The sequence below is a fragment of the Cupriavidus pinatubonensis genome (genome assembly GCF_019602855.1).
Classification (GTDB): domain Bacteria; phylum Pseudomonadota; class Gammaproteobacteria; order Burkholderiales; family Burkholderiaceae; genus Cupriavidus; species Cupriavidus pinatubonensis.
Map to the genome: position 1 here is coordinate 755,963 of NZ_CP080767.1, position 12,979 is coordinate 768,941.

General features: G+C 63.0%; 14 protein-coding genes. 12 read left to right on the forward strand and 2 right to left on the reverse strand.

All coding sequences use genetic code 11. The features are described 5' to 3' along the window. Positions 1 to 2: 2 nt before the first annotated feature. Positions 3 to 1,193, forward strand: a complete 1,191-nt coding sequence (locus K2O51_RS16000) for a heme biosynthesis protein HemY (RefSeq protein ID WP_011296889.1) — start codon at positions 3 to 5, stop codon at positions 1,191 to 1,193. 31 nt (positions 1,194 to 1,224) lie between these two features. On the opposite strand, the gene K2O51_RS16005 is transcribed toward K2O51_RS16000, so the two are convergent. Then, positions 1,225 to 2,763: a cryptochrome/photolyase family protein gene (locus K2O51_RS16005; protein WP_220631347.1), complete on the reverse strand. Its 1,539-nt coding sequence runs from the start codon at positions 2,761 to 2,763 to the stop codon at positions 1,225 to 1,227. A gap of 94 nt (positions 2,764 to 2,857) precedes the next feature. On the opposite strand from K2O51_RS16005, the gene K2O51_RS16010 reads away from it, so the two are divergent. From K2O51_RS16010 to K2O51_RS16040, 7 genes are all read left to right on the forward strand, one after another. Then, positions 2,858 to 3,568, forward strand: coding sequence for a pseudouridine synthase (locus K2O51_RS16010; protein ID WP_041679492.1), 711 nt, complete (start codon positions 2,858 to 2,860; stop codon positions 3,566 to 3,568). Between the two features lie 74 nt (positions 3,569 to 3,642). After that, entirely contained in the window at positions 3,643 to 4,215 is a 573-nt protein-coding gene (locus tag K2O51_RS16015; RefSeq protein WP_041679493.1) for a YqgE/AlgH family protein, read from the forward strand. Next, positions 4,208 to 4,633 carry a Holliday junction resolvase RuvX gene (gene ruvX / locus K2O51_RS16020; protein WP_011296893.1) on the forward strand — a complete coding sequence of 142 codons (426 nt, stop codon included), beginning with the start codon at positions 4,208 to 4,210 and terminating at the stop codon, positions 4,631 to 4,633. Before K2O51_RS16015 ends, ruvX begins: the two co-directional genes overlap by 8 nt. Continuing rightward, a complete protein-coding gene (gene pyrR / locus K2O51_RS16025) occupies positions 4,630 to 5,157 on the forward strand; it encodes a bifunctional pyr operon transcriptional regulator/uracil phosphoribosyltransferase PyrR (RefSeq protein WP_011296894.1) in 528 nt (175 codons plus the stop codon). The genes ruvX and pyrR overlap by 4 nt, the downstream gene beginning before the upstream one ends. 73 nt (positions 5,158 to 5,230) lie before the next feature. Further along, positions 5,231 to 6,202: an aspartate carbamoyltransferase catalytic subunit gene (locus tag K2O51_RS16030; protein WP_011296895.1), complete on the forward strand. Its 972-nt coding sequence runs from the start codon at positions 5,231 to 5,233 to the stop codon at positions 6,200 to 6,202. A gap of 64 nt (positions 6,203 to 6,266) precedes the next feature. Next, on the forward strand, positions 6,267 to 7,556 hold the full coding sequence (locus K2O51_RS16035; protein ID WP_041679494.1) for a dihydroorotase: 1,290 nt from the start codon (positions 6,267 to 6,269) through the stop codon (positions 7,554 to 7,556). 5 nt (positions 7,557 to 7,561) lie between these two features. Next, a complete protein-coding gene (locus tag K2O51_RS16040; protein WP_220631348.1) occupies positions 7,562 to 8,383 on the forward strand; it encodes a lysophospholipid acyltransferase family protein in 822 nt (273 codons plus the stop codon). Positions 8,384 to 8,421: 38 nt separating this feature from the next. Here the strand turns inward: K2O51_RS16040 and K2O51_RS16045 are convergent, their stop codons facing one another. After that, complete coding sequence (locus K2O51_RS16045) at positions 8,422 to 9,255, reverse strand: symmetrical bis(5'-nucleosyl)-tetraphosphatase (RefSeq protein ID WP_220631349.1); 834 nt, start codon at positions 9,253 to 9,255, stop codon at positions 8,422 to 8,424. A gap of 246 nt (positions 9,256 to 9,501) precedes the next feature. On the opposite strand from K2O51_RS16045, the gene rfbB reads away from it, so the two are divergent. Genes rfbB through rfbC form a run of 4 tightly spaced genes read left to right on the forward strand, consistent with a single transcriptional unit; the run spans position 9,502 to position 12,905 of the window. Continuing rightward, positions 9,502 to 10,566, forward strand: coding sequence for a dTDP-glucose 4,6-dehydratase (rfbB, locus tag K2O51_RS16050; protein WP_220631350.1), 1,065 nt, complete (start codon positions 9,502 to 9,504; stop codon positions 10,564 to 10,566). Beyond that, positions 10,556 to 11,470, forward strand: coding sequence for a dTDP-4-dehydrorhamnose reductase (gene rfbD, locus K2O51_RS16055; RefSeq protein WP_220631351.1), 915 nt, complete (start codon positions 10,556 to 10,558; stop codon positions 11,468 to 11,470). Before rfbB ends, rfbD begins: the two co-directional genes overlap by 11 nt. A gap of 11 nt (positions 11,471 to 11,481) precedes the next feature. After that, positions 11,482 to 12,360: a glucose-1-phosphate thymidylyltransferase RfbA gene (rfbA, locus tag K2O51_RS16060; protein WP_220631352.1), complete on the forward strand. Its 879-nt coding sequence runs from the start codon at positions 11,482 to 11,484 to the stop codon at positions 12,358 to 12,360. Then, positions 12,357 to 12,905: a dTDP-4-dehydrorhamnose 3,5-epimerase gene (rfbC, locus tag K2O51_RS16065; protein WP_220631353.1), complete on the forward strand. Its 549-nt coding sequence runs from the start codon at positions 12,357 to 12,359 to the stop codon at positions 12,903 to 12,905. Before rfbA ends, rfbC begins: the two co-directional genes overlap by 4 nt. Positions 12,906 to 12,979: the final 74 nt, after the last annotated feature.

The following is a 12,979-nucleotide window of genomic DNA, read 5'->3' on the forward strand; positions in this document are numbered from 1 at the left end:
CCATGCGCCTGCTTTTCTGGGTCGCGATCCTGTTCGGCGGTGCGGTCGGGCTGGCGCTGTTCACGCAGTTCAACCACAGCAATGTGGTGCTGTTCTATCCGCCGTACCGTGTCGAGCTGTCGCTGAACCTGGCGCTGGCGCTGCTGCTGCTGGTGTTCTTCGTAGTGTGGACTGTCTTGTCCACGGCGCGTCATCTTTCCGAGATGCCGCGCAGGGCAGCCGCGTATCGTGAACGCAGCCGCATGAACAAGGCCCAGGCGGCGCTGCGCGAGTCGATTGAAAACCTGTTCGCGGGCCGTTTCGCGCGCGCCGAACGCGCAGCGCGTGAGGCGCAGTCCTGGGATGCGCAGGTGCAGACCGCCGCGCTGGTCGGCGCCCGCGCCGCGCACCGCATGCAGGAGACGGATCGCCGCGACGCCTGGATGGCGCAGGTCACCGATCCGGAGCGCGAGCAGGCACGGCTGGTCTCCATGGCCGAATTGCTGATGGATGCGCGCGATGCCGATGGCGCGCTCGAGACCATTGCTCAATTGCAAGCCCAAGGCGCGCGCCAGATCCACGTGCAGCGCATCGCGTTGCGTGCGCACCAGCACCTGAAGAACTGGTCCGAAGTGCTGCGCCTCGCGCGGTCGCTGGAAAAGCGCAACGCCCTGCATCCGGTGCTCGCGCTGCGGCTCAAGCAGATGGCCTGCGAGGCCATGCTGGACGAGCGCCGCCACGACGCCGAGGCCCTGTCCTCGTTTTGGCGCACGCTGTCGGCCGACGAACGGCGCGCCGCGCGGATCGCCGAGCCGGCGGCCCGCTACTTTGCCGCACTTGGCCGGCAGGACGAGGCGCGGCGCATCATCGAGGATGCACTCAAGGTCCACTGGGACAGCCGCCTGGTGCTGCGCTATGCCGACTGTGCCAGAGCCGGCCACGCCCTGCCGCTGATCCAGCAGGCAGAGAAATGGATCAACGAACATCCCGCTGACCCCGACCTTTACTTCACGCTCGGCGTGCTTTGCCTTGGCGAGCAGCTGTGGGGCAAGGCCCAGTCCAGCTTCGAGCGCGCCTTGAAGTATGCGGATCGCCATCAGCAGACCCGTCTGCGCGTGCGCACTCACCTGGCACTGGCTCGCCTGTTCGAAGAGACCGAGCGGCCCGAAGAGGCGCAGCGCCACTACCGCGAAAGCGCGATGCTGGCTGCCTGAAGCCCGCACGCGTATCCGTCCCGCGCGGCAGTCAGCCTTCCGGCCGCCGCCATTCCTTCACCACCGCATAGCGCTCCAGTGTTTCCTTGCGCGCGACGTCGTGCTGCACGAGCGGGCGCGGATAGTTCTCACCCAGCCGAACGCCTGCAGCGAGCAGCACGTCCTGCGGTGCGGTCCACGGTGCATGCACGTACTTGTCCGGCAATGCTGCGAGTTGTGGCAGGTACTTCCGGATAAAGCGGCCCTGCGGGTCGAATTTTTCCGATTGCGTGACCGGGTTGAAAATGCGGAACCAAGGCTGCGCATCGCATCCGGTTGAGGCGGCCCATTGCCAGCCGCCGTTGTTGGCCGCGAAATCGAAGTCGTTGAGTTGGTCGGCAAAGTAATGCTCGCCACGGCGCCAGTCCACGCCCAGGTCTTTGACCAGGAAGCTGGCCGTCACCATCCGAAGCCGGTTGTGCATATAACCGCTTTGACGGATCTGCAGCATCGCGGCATCGACGAGCGGATACCCGGTAGCAGCATCGCGCCATGACTCGAAATAGCGATCGCCGGTTTCACCGTCGCGCCACCGGATGATGTCGTAGGCCGGATGGAAAGCCTCGCCAGCCGCCACACGCGGATGGTGGTGCAGGATCATGAAGTAGAAGTCCCGCCAGACCAGTTCCGACAACCAGGTCGCGGCGCCAGCGGTGTCCGCGCCGCCGCGCAGCACTGCCCCATGTGCGGCGCGGGCCAGGGTGCGGATCGACACCGTGCCGAATCGCAGGTGCACGGACAGATAGCTCGGTCCGCGCAGGGCAGGGTAGTCACGCCGGCGGCCGTAGTCGCCCATGCGTGATGTGAATTCCTCGAACAATGCCTGGCCACCTGAACTGCCCGTTGGCATGGCGACCTCTGCGAGATTGCTCGGAGCAAATCCCAGATCCTCCAGTGAGGGCAGTGGAACTAGCCGCTTCGAGGGAAGCGGTGCCAGCGCATGCAGGTATGGCTCGATCGGGTAGGGCCGAAGGTCAAATGGCTGGATTGTCTTGAGCCAGGCGTTCTTGTAAGGCGTGAACACGGCAAACGGCTTGCCCTGGCTCGTCAGGATCTCGTCGCGCTCGAAGATGACCTGATCCTTGAACGTGAACAGCACGCGCGCGTCCCCGGCCAGCGAGTCACGGACCGCAGCATCACGGGCAACGGCGTCCGGTTCATAGTCATGGTTGGCGAATACGGCCTGCACGCCCAATTCACGGGCCAGGGCGGGAATCGCGCTTGCAGCCGAATCGTTCATGACGATCAGACCGCCGCCGGCGGCGCGCAAGGTGGCATCGAGTTCGATCAGCGACGCGCGGATGAAATCGACGCGCCGGTCCCCTTTCAGGCCGCGGGCTAGCAGTGGGTCCAGGATGTCGCGGTCGAACACGAATACGCACCAAACCTCGCGGCAGTGCTTGAGGGCATAATGCAGCGCCGCGTGGTCGGTCGACCTCAGGTCGCGCCGGAACCACACGAGGCCGCGGTCGAACTGGTGGTCGATGCGGTAGGGTGGGCGAGGAGAGGCTGGTGTGTCTGCGCCTTGCATGGTGCCTTGGTGAAGGTTAGCCGGGCGATACCCTAACATAGCGATACGGATGGCCCGGCCCTCCGAAACATTTTCACTGACGATTCAATTTCCCATGACCCTCGACCGCATCCTCCAATCCCAAGGCTTTGGCACACGCCGCTACTGTGGCGACTTGATCGCTGCGGGGCTGGTGGAGGTCAATGGCGAGCTCTGCGAAGACCCACGTGCGCAGTTCGAGGTTGACGGACTGCGCCTGACTGTCGATGGTGAGGAATGGTTGGCCTGCACCAAGGCCTACCTGATGCTGAACAAGCCGGCCGGCTACGAGTGCTCGCAGCGCCCGCGCCACCACCCGAGCGTGTACAACCTGCTGCCGGTGCCGCTGCGCCAGCGCGAGGTGCAGGCCGTCGGCCGGCTCGACCACGACACCACGGGCTTGCTGTTGCTGACGGACGATGGGCAGTTCATCCACGCCCAGACTTCGCCAAAGCGCAAGGTGCCGAAGGTCTACGAGGTGACGACGGCCGAGCCGGTCACGCAAGAACAGGTGGACGCCCTGCGCACTGGCGTGAAACTCGACGATGAACCGGTGCCGATCGCCGCAGAAGGGTGCGAAATCACTGGCGAATGCAGCCTGCGCCTGACGCTGCTGCAAGGCAAGTACCACCAGGTCAAGCGCATGGTGGCCGCTGCCGGCAATCACGTGAATGCCTTGCATCGCAGTGCGGTCGGCGGCTTGAGGCTGGATCCAGCGGCGCTGCCAGAAGGTGAGTGGCGCTGGCTGACGGCCGAGGATCTGGCGGCCTTGACCAGCAAGGACTGAGCCACCGTTTGCTGCGCCGCAGCGCGGCCAATTCTTTTCGGGTCGCCTCCCAGTGATTTGGTAAAATGCCACGTATGGCCAAGTCCGAAGCTCCCATCAATCTGACCAATCAGTTCCTGATTGCCATGCCCGGCATGGCTGATCCGACGTTTTCGGGCTCTGTCGTCTACCTTTGCGAACACAATGAGCGTGGCGCGCTCGGGCTGGTGATCAACCGTCCGATCGACATCGACATGGCCACGCTGTTCGACAAGATCGATCTCAAGCTGGAAATCCAGCCTGTGGCGCATCAGCCCGTCTATTTCGGTGGCCCGGTGCAGACCGAACGCGGTTTTGTGCTGCATGACCCGGTCGGCATCTATGTGTCGTCACTCGCCGTACCCGGCGGGCTGGAGATGACGACCTCAAAGGACGTACTAGAGGCCGTGGCGAACGGTAGCGGCCCTCACCGTTTCCTGCTGACCCTGGGCTACTCCGGCTGGGGCGCCGGCCAGCTCGAAGACGAGCTTTCCCGCAATGGCTGGCTGACTGTCCAGGCCGACCCCGAAATCATCTTCAGCGTGCCACCCGAAGAGCGCTTCTCGGCGGCTATCCGCCTGCTGGGCATCGATATCACCATGCTTTCCGGCGAGGCCGGGCATGCCTGACGGCGTGGGGCGCGAACTGCCCCGCGATGGCACGGTCTTGGCATTCGACTACGGCGAGAAGAAGATCGGCGTTGCACTCGGCAACTTCGTCACGCGTCACGCGACCGCCCTGACTATCCTTCCGAACGTGTCGGTCGAAGGCCGCTTCCAGGCCGTCGGCGAGTTGATCCGCGAGTGGACGCCCGTGCAGCTCGTAGTGGGCATGCCGGTCAACCCGGAAGGCGGCGAGCAGCCCTCCATGCGGCTCGCACGCCGCTTCGGCAATCAGCTCAACGGACGCTATAGCCTGCCCGTCGAGTGGGTGGACGAACGCTATTCCTCGCGTATGGCCGCCATGGGCGGCGCCCGCCGCGGCGAGCTCGATGCCGAGGCCGCACGCATCATCCTGCAACAGTATTTCGACCAGCTTCCGCTATGACCCGACACACCAATCCCGACGCCGAGGCGCTTTACCGCGCCTTGCTCGACAAGGCTCAGGCGCTGATTCCGCAAGCCGAGCGTGCGCAGTGGTCCGTGGCCGGCATCCATTCCGGCGGCGCCTGGATTGCGCATAGGCTCGCGGCGGATCTGGGACTGCCTGACCACGGTGTCATCAACGTGGCCTTCCACCGTGACGACTATGCCAAAAAAGGCCTGCACAGCCAGGCCCAGCCGAGCACGCTGCCGTTCGACGTGCAGGACCGCAAGATCCTGCTGATCGACGACGTGCTGGCGACCGGCCGCACCATCCGCGCGGCGGTCAATGAACTGTTCGACTATGGCCGTCCCGCGCGTGTCGCGCTGGGCGTGCTGGTGGATCGCGGCGGCCGCGAGCTGCCGATTGCGGCGGACCTGGTCGCGCTGCAGACTGAACTCCCGCGCGAAGCCACGCTCGTACTAGCGCGCCAGGGTGAAGGCGCCAAGGCGACCTTTGCCTTTACCACCGAATCATCGGCCGGTTGATCCGGCCAATTTTTCGTTCACCGGCTCCGAGACCAGACTAGTCCCCCCGATTTTTGCCCGCGCCTGACCACCCATGACCAAGACGTTCCGCAACCCGCAGCTGACCAAGAACGGCGAACTGAAGCACCTGCTGTCGATCGAGGGATTGTCGCGTGACATGATCACGCACATCCTCGATACCGCCAGCCAGTTCGTGTCGCTGTCCGACTCTGACCGCGATGTGAAGAAGGTGCCGCTGCTGCGCGGCAAGAGCGTGTTCAACCTGTTCTTCGAGAACTCTACGCGTACGCGCACCACCTTCGAGATCGCCGCCAAGCGGTTGTCGGCGGACGTGCTGAACCTGAATATCAACGCCTCGTCGACCAGCAAGGGCGAGTCGCTGCTGGACACGATCAACAACCTGTCGGCCATGTCGGCGGACATGTTCGTGGTGCGCCACGCCAGTTCGGGCGCGCCGTACCTGATCGCCGAACACGTTGCACCGCACGTACACGTGATCAACGCCGGCGACGGTCGTCATGCGCACCCGACGCAAGGCCTGCTGGACATGTACACGATCCGGCACTTCAAGAAGGACTTCACGCAACTGCGCGTGGCGATCGTTGGCGACATCCTGCACTCGCGCGTGGCGCGTTCGGATATCCACGCGCTGACCACGCTCGGCGTGCCGGAAGTGCGCGCCATCGGCCCGCGTACGCTTCTGCCGTCGGGACTCGAGCAGATGGGCGTGCGTGTCTTCCACAACATGGAAGAGGGCCTGAAGGACGTGGATGTGGTGATCATGCTGCGCTTGCAGAACGAACGCATGAGCGGCGCGCTACTGCCGTCGGCGCAGGAGTACTTCAAGGCCTTCGGCCTGACGCCGGAACGCCTCGCGCTGGCCGCACCCGACGCGATCGTGATGCACCCGGGGCCGATGAACCGTGGCGTGGAGATTGACTCCGCGGTGGCGGACGGCCCGCAATCGGTGATCCTGAACCAGGTGACGTTCGGCATCGCCGTGCGCATGGCCGTGATGGGTATCGTGGCAGGAAACAGTGACTGACCACGCGATGCCCACTTCGAGCCAGAACATCCCGAACACGCCAAGCGACACGACAAGCCAAGCTATGAAGATTCACATCCAGGGCGGCCGCCTGATCGACCCGGCCGCGAACCTCGACGCCCAGCAGGACCTCTATATCGCCGCCGGCAAAATTGTCGGCGTGGGCAGCGCACCGGCGGACTTCACCGCCAACAAGACCATCGACGCCCGCGGCCTGATCGTGTGCCCGGGCCTCGTCGACTTGTCGGCCCGCCTGCGCGAGCCCGGCTACGAATACAAGGCCACGCTCGAATCCGAAGTGGCCGCCGCGGCAGCGGGTGGCGTGACCAGTCTGCTCTGCCCGCCTGATACGGACCCTGTGCTCGACGAGCCCGGCCTGGTCGAGATGCTGAAGTTCCGCGCGCGCACGCTGAACCAGACCCACGTCTACCCGCTGGGCGCGCTGACGCAGGGCCTGAAGGGCGAAGTCCTGACCGAGATGAACCAGCTGACCGAGGCCGGCTGCGTGGGCTTCAGCCAGGCCGAGGCGCCGGTCCGAAACACGCAGGTGCTGCTGCGTGCGCTGCAGTACGCGCAGACCTTCGGCTTCACCGTGTGGCTGCGTCCGGAAGATCCTTTCCTCGGCGGCGGCGTGGCCGCGAGCGGCGCCGTGGCGTCGCGCCTGGGGTTGTCGGGCGTGTCCGTCATTGCCGAGACGGTGCGCCTGCATACCATCTTCGAGCTGATGCGCGCCAGCGGTGCGCGCGTGCATCTTTGCCGGCTGTCGACGGCAGCAGGTCTCGAGCTGGTGCGTCAGGCCAAGCGTGAAGGCCTCGCTGTGACGTGCGACGTCAACATCCACCATGTCTCGCTGACCGACATGGATATCGGCTACTTCAACTCGCAGATGCGTTTTTCACCGCCGCTGCGCAGTGCGCGCGACCGCGATGCCATCGTCGCCGCGCTGGCCGACGGCACCATCGACGCGCTGTGCTCGGACCACACGCCGGTCGACGACGACGAGAAGCTGCTTCCGTTTGCCGAAGCAACGCCGGGCGCCATCGGCCTGGAACTGCTACTGCCGCTGACGCTGCGCTGGGCCGCCGAACATAAGGTGCCGCTGAAGACCGCTCTGGCACGCATCACCTCCGAACCCGCGCGCGTGGCCGGCCTGAAGGCCGGTACGCTGGCGTCAGGCGCTGTCGCGGACATCTGTGTGTTCGATCCGAAGGAAGTCTGGAAGGTCGACCGCCAGTCCATCAAGAGCCAGGGCAAGAACTCGCCGTGGCTCGGCTACGAGATGGAAGGAAGGGTGCGTATGACGCTGGTCGGTGGCCAGGTTGTCTACGGCAACAACAATCACAACCACCACTGACGCGCATGGTCTGGCTGCGAAAGGCGGCGCTGGTTCTGCATATGGTGCGCGGGTTGCTGACCTGTGCGGTGCTGTTTCCGTGGCTGGGCGCGAGTTCGCGGGCATGGCACATCCGGCGCTGGTCGCACCGGCTACTGCGGATCTGCGGGATTGAGCTTGAGGTCGCCGGTGAACTGGAGCCCCATGGTGGCTGCCAGGGTGCCCTTGTGGTTTCCAACCACATCTCGTGGCTCGACATCTATGTGATCCACAGCTGGCGGCCGGTGCGTTTTGTCGCCAAGTCGGAGATCCGCAGCTGGCCGGTGATCGGCTGGCTTTGTGAAAAGACCGGCACGCTGTTCATCGAACGCGCACGTAAGCGCGACGCCCATCGCGTGCTGCATGACATTACCGACGTGATGCTCCAGGGCGACCTCGTCGGCGTGTTTCCTGAGGGCACAACCACCGATGGCAGCGATGTGCTGCCTTTCCATGCCAACCTGATGCAGGCGCCGATTTCTGGCGGGCTGCCGGTGTTGCCGCTTGGCCTCAGCTATGTCGATGCCGCGACCGGCAAGCCGACGCTGGCCCCGGCTTACATTGATGACCTGAGCCTGCTCGACTGCCTGAATGCCATCCTGAAGGCGCCGCGCATCAAGGCACGGCTCGCGATTGGACCGATGCTGCATCCCACGTCTGATAGTCGCCGCGAGTTGGCGGCGTCGGCACGCGAAGTGGTTGTTCACCTGGCCCGGGGCGCACACGAGGCAGCTGCCGCTGCGGCAATCCGGCGCAATCAGGATAGCGAGGAGTTCGCCGGAACCCCGGCGCCGACTGCCACGAGCTGATCTGGGCTGTCGTCCCCGCCGTGGCAGGGACGACATCGTCAGGCGAGCGGGTCACAATATTGGGGGCACTCGACCTGGATCAGCGTCCTCGCGGCCGGATCCGCGGCGAGGCGCGCCGCGGTCAGTTTGCCGCCCCAGACGCAACCGGTATCGAGCGCCATCAGGTTCGGGCGCATTACCAGGCCGAGCGTCGACCAGTGCCCGCACACCACGGTGACATTCTCGGTTCGGCGTCCCGGCACGTCGAACCATGGCATGAAGCCGGCCGGTGCCTTGCCGAGCCCCTCCTTGGTCTTGAAGTCCATCACCCCGTCGGCGGTGCAATAGCGCAGCCGGGTGAGTGCATTAATGACCACGCGGTGACGTTCGATCCCCCGCAGGCCGTCGTGCCAGCGGTTGGCAGCGTTGCCAAAGATGTCGGCCAGGAAACCTTGCCAGTTCGGGCCTTGCAGTTGTTCTTCGACTGCATGGGCGAGATCGATGACTTGCTCGGCGGACCATTGGGGCAGGACGCCGGCGTGGATGCACAGGAAGTTGTTCTCGAGGAGGGCGAGCGGGCGGTGGCGCAGCCAGGTTAGCAAGTCGTCACGGTCAGGGGCGGTAAGGATGTCCTGCAAGGTGTCGGATTTGCCGTTCTTACGCACGCCTGCTGCCGCGGCCAGGGCGTGGATGTCGTGGTTGCCCAGCACGGTTTCTGCACGGTCGCCCAGAGCGCGGACGGTACGGAGCGTCTGGAGTGAGGCGGGGCCGCGGTTGATCAGGTCGCCGACAAGGCGGAGGCCACCGTCCGGTGGAAGTTTGCCAAGCAGTTCGTTAAAAGAACCGGCGCATCCCTGGAGATCGCCAACCGCGAAATATGATTTATAAGACACTTTTTGCCTGTGTCCGCTGAGCAGCGGGGAAAAATCGTCGCTATTTGTAGAGAAGTGACCGCCTAACAGCCGGATCGTTACAACAGGCTACAAAAAGAAGGCGGGCAGCGGCCGGGTAAGACATACAGTCGGATAGAATACCGCGACTTCTGCAGGTACTTAACGCCCCGCCGTCCCCCACGAGGACAAGGCGGGCGCTCGGCTTTTGTCGGGTAATCGGAACATATCGAGAGCAGGGAGCTAGTTTTGTCGCATATTTTGGTCACAGGCGGTGCCGGTTTCATTGGTGCCAACTTCGTTCTGGCATGGCTGCGGGATAAGACCGCCGATGGCGTAGTCAACGTCGACAAGCTGACGTACGCGGGCAATCGCAAGACCCTGGCGTCGCTGGATGATGACAGCCGCCACGTATTCTCGCAGACGGATATCTGCGACCGTGCCGCGCTGGACAAGCTGTTTGCTACCTATAAGCCGCGTGCGGTGGTGCATTTCGCCGCCGAAAGCCATGTTGACCGTTCTATCCATGGTCCAGGCGAGTTTATCCAGACCAATATTGTCGGCACCTTCACGCTGCTCGAAGCCGCGCGCACCTATTGGGGCGCGCTGGAAGAGCCGGCCAAGTCCGCATTCCGTTTTCTCCACGTTTCGACCGATGAAGTATTCGGTTCGTTGAGCGAGGACGATCCCCAGTTCTCGGAAACTACCCCGTACGCGCCGAACAGCCCGTACTCGGCGTCAAAGGCGGCCTCGGACCATCTGGTTCGGGCCTACCATCACACCTACGGCCTGCCGGTCCTGACGACCAACTGCTCGAACAATTACGGGCCCTACCATTTCCCCGAGAAGCTGATCCCGCTGATCATCGCCAACGCACTGGCGGGAAAGCCCCTGCCTGTCTACGGCGACGGCCTCAATGTCCGTGATTGGCTGTACGTGGGCGACCACTGCTCCGCCATCCGCGAGGTGCTTGCTCGCGGCCGACTCGGTGAAACCTACAACGTAGGCGGCTGGAACGAGAAGACCAATCTCGACGTCGTCCACACGCTGTGCGATCTGCTCGATGAGCTCAAGCCCAAGGCGGCGGGCTCCTATCGCGATCAGATCACCTTCGTGAAGGATCGCCCGGGGCATGACCGCCGCTACGCGATCGATGCGCGCAAGCTGGAGCGTGAACTGGGCTGGAAACCTGCGGAAACGTTTGAGACTGGGCTGCGCAAGACGGTGCAGTGGTACCTCGATAACCAGGCATGGGTGCAGGACGTGATGTCTGGGGAGTACCGGAACTGGGTGGCGAAGCAATATGCAGCGTAATCGGACCGTGCCAACCCTTCTCGTAACAGGTTGCAACGGCCAGGTTGGATTCGAACTGCGTCGCAGCCTGGTGCCGCTGGGCAATGTGGTGGCGCTGGATCGTTCCGCCTGTGACTTGGCAAATCCTGATGATTTGCGCCGCGTGGTGCGCGAGTACCGTCCGGACGTCATTGTCAATCCGGCGGCCTATACGGCGGTCGACAAGGCGGAAACCGATGCTGAGCTCGCATTCGCCATCAATGGCACTGCGGCCGGTATCCTGGCGGAAGAGGCGAAAGCACTTGGCAGTCTTCTGGTGCACTATTCGACAGATTACGTATTCGACGGTACCAAGGACGGCGCTTACGTCGAGACCGATGCGGTCAATCCGCAATCCGTCTATGGCAGGAGTAAGCTCGCTGGCGAACAGGCCATTGCCGCGGCCGGCGCGCAGGCCCTCGTGCTGCGCACGTGCTGGGTAGCAGGTGCGCATGGCGGCAACTTTGCCAAAACGATGCTGCGCCTTGGCAAGGAGCGCGATAGCCTGCGAGTCATCGCTGACCAGTTTGGCGCGCCGACCACGGCATCGCTGATCGCAGATGTCAGCGCGCAGATCGTAGCTCGTCACTGGCTGGACGGCGATCGTCAGGCGTTTGCTGGTGGCGTGTACCACTTGGCGGCAGCCGGTGAGACGACTTGGCACGGCTACGCCACCGAGGTGCTTCGCTATGCGAAAGCGCGCGGTGTGGAGCTCAAGGCCGATCCCGAACAAATTGAAGCCATTCCCGCCACGGCGTATCCGCTGCCGGCGCCGCGCCCGTCCAATTCGCGATTGGACACAACGCGCGTGCAGGAAATTTTCGGCATTCATCTACCGGACTGGAAGCAGGGCGTGCATTTCCTGCTGGATCAGATCCTTCCGTAAAAGTGATCACTATGCGCAAAGGCATCATCCTGGCCGGGGGCTCCGGCACGCGGCTCTATCCCATCACGCGGTCTGTATCCAAACAGCTGCTGCCGGTGTATGACAAGCCGATGATTTATTACCCGCTGTCCACGCTGATGCTGGCGGGGATCCGGGACATTCTGATTATTTCCACGCCGGAAGATACGCCTCGCTTTTCTGACATGCTCGGTGACGGGAGCAAGTGGGGCCTCAATCTGCAGTATGCGGTGCAGCCATCGCCGGACGGATTGGCACAGGCGTTCATCATTGGACGCGATTTTGTCGGTAACGACCCAAGTACGCTGATCCTGGGCGACAACATCTTCCATGGGCACGACCTGGTCAGCCAGCTCGCGCGGTCCGCAGACCAGTCCCAGGGTGCAACGGTTTTTGCGTATCACGTGCACGACCCGGAGCGATATGGCGTCGTCGAGTTCGACCAGAATTTCCGTGCTCTGTCGCTCGAGGAAAAGCCGCTCAAGCCGCGTTCCAACTATGCGGTGACGGGCATGTACTTCTACGACAACCAGGTCTGCGATATCGCGGCTGATATCAAGCCGTCGGCTCGCGGTGAGCTCGAGATTACTGATGTCAACAAGCAGTACCTGACCCAGGGGCAACTCGATGTTGAGATCATGGGGCGGGGTTATGCGTGGCTGGATACCGGCACACATGACTCGCTGCTGGAAGCTGCGAGCTTTATTGCTACGTTGCAGAATCGGCAAGGGTTGATGGTGGCGTGTCCGGAGGAAATTGCTTATCGGAGCAAGTGGATCTCGGCGGAGCAGGTGGCTGCGCTGGCCCAGCCGCTGGCTAAGAACGGATACGGTCAATATCTCCAGCACATTATTACGGAAGCAATAAAATGAGTCTGAATGTCATTCGCACGGAAATTCCAGAGGTTTTGATTCTCGAGCCGAAGGTCTTTGGCGATGCGCGCGGATTCTTTTTCGAAAGCTTCAATTCGAAGCAGTTTGAAGAGATTGCCGGCGTCAAGCGTACGTTCGTACAGGACAACCACTCGCGTTCCGCCAAAGGCGTGCTGCGAGGCCTTCATTATCAGATTCAACATCCCCAGGGCAAGCTTGTCCGCGTGGTCGCCGGTGAAGTCTTTGATGTTGCGGTTGACCTGCGCAAGTCGTCACCGACTTTTGGGAAATCGGTGGGTGTGATGTTATCGGCCGAGAACAGGCGTCAGCTTTGGGTGCCAGAAGGATTTGGTCATGGATTTGTGGTCACGTCGGATTACGCGGAATTCCTGTACAAGACGACCGACTATTGGTACCCAGAGTTCGAGCGGAGCATAGTGTGGAACGATCCTATGCTAGGCATTGAATGGCCCGTGACAGAACCTTTGCTGGCGGCCAAAGATGCTGCAGGCCAGAGATTTGAGGTTGCCGAACTATTCGAGTAACGAGAGGAGGCAATCATCCCATTGATTCAATGACTCATGAATGCAGGATGAAGCTCCTCTCGAGGGTGGCGAAG

Bases quoted from the DNA above. Each gene is read 5' to 3' on its own strand.
- K2O51_RS16000 (WP_011296889.1), top strand. From the start codon at position 3: ATGCGCCTGCTTTTCTGGGTCGCGATCCTGTTCGGCGGTGCGGTCGGG.
- K2O51_RS16005 (WP_220631347.1), bottom strand. From the start codon at position 2,763: ATGCAAGGCGCAGACACACCAGCCTCTCCTCGCCCACCCTACCGCATC.
- K2O51_RS16010 (WP_041679492.1), top strand. From the start codon at position 2,858: ATGACCCTCGACCGCATCCTCCAATCCCAAGGCTTTGGCACACGCCGC.
- K2O51_RS16015 (WP_041679493.1), top strand. From the start codon at position 3,643: ATGGCCAAGTCCGAAGCTCCCATCAATCTGACCAATCAGTTCCTGATT.
- ruvX (WP_011296893.1), top strand. From the start codon at position 4,208: ATGCCTGACGGCGTGGGGCGCGAACTGCCCCGCGATGGCACGGTCTTG.
- pyrR (WP_011296894.1), top strand. From the start codon at position 4,630: ATGACCCGACACACCAATCCCGACGCCGAGGCGCTTTACCGCGCCTTG.
- K2O51_RS16030 (WP_011296895.1), top strand. From the start codon at position 5,231: ATGACCAAGACGTTCCGCAACCCGCAGCTGACCAAGAACGGCGAACTG.
- K2O51_RS16035 (WP_041679494.1), top strand. From the start codon at position 6,267: ATGAAGATTCACATCCAGGGCGGCCGCCTGATCGACCCGGCCGCGAAC.
- K2O51_RS16040 (WP_220631348.1), top strand. From the start codon at position 7,562: ATGGTCTGGCTGCGAAAGGCGGCGCTGGTTCTGCATATGGTGCGCGGG.
- rfbD (WP_220631351.1), top strand. From the start codon at position 10,556: ATGCAGCGTAATCGGACCGTGCCAACCCTTCTCGTAACAGGTTGCAAC.
- rfbA (WP_220631352.1), top strand. From the start codon at position 11,482: ATGCGCAAAGGCATCATCCTGGCCGGGGGCTCCGGCACGCGGCTCTAT.
- rfbC (WP_220631353.1), top strand. From the start codon at position 12,357: ATGAGTCTGAATGTCATTCGCACGGAAATTCCAGAGGTTTTGATTCTC.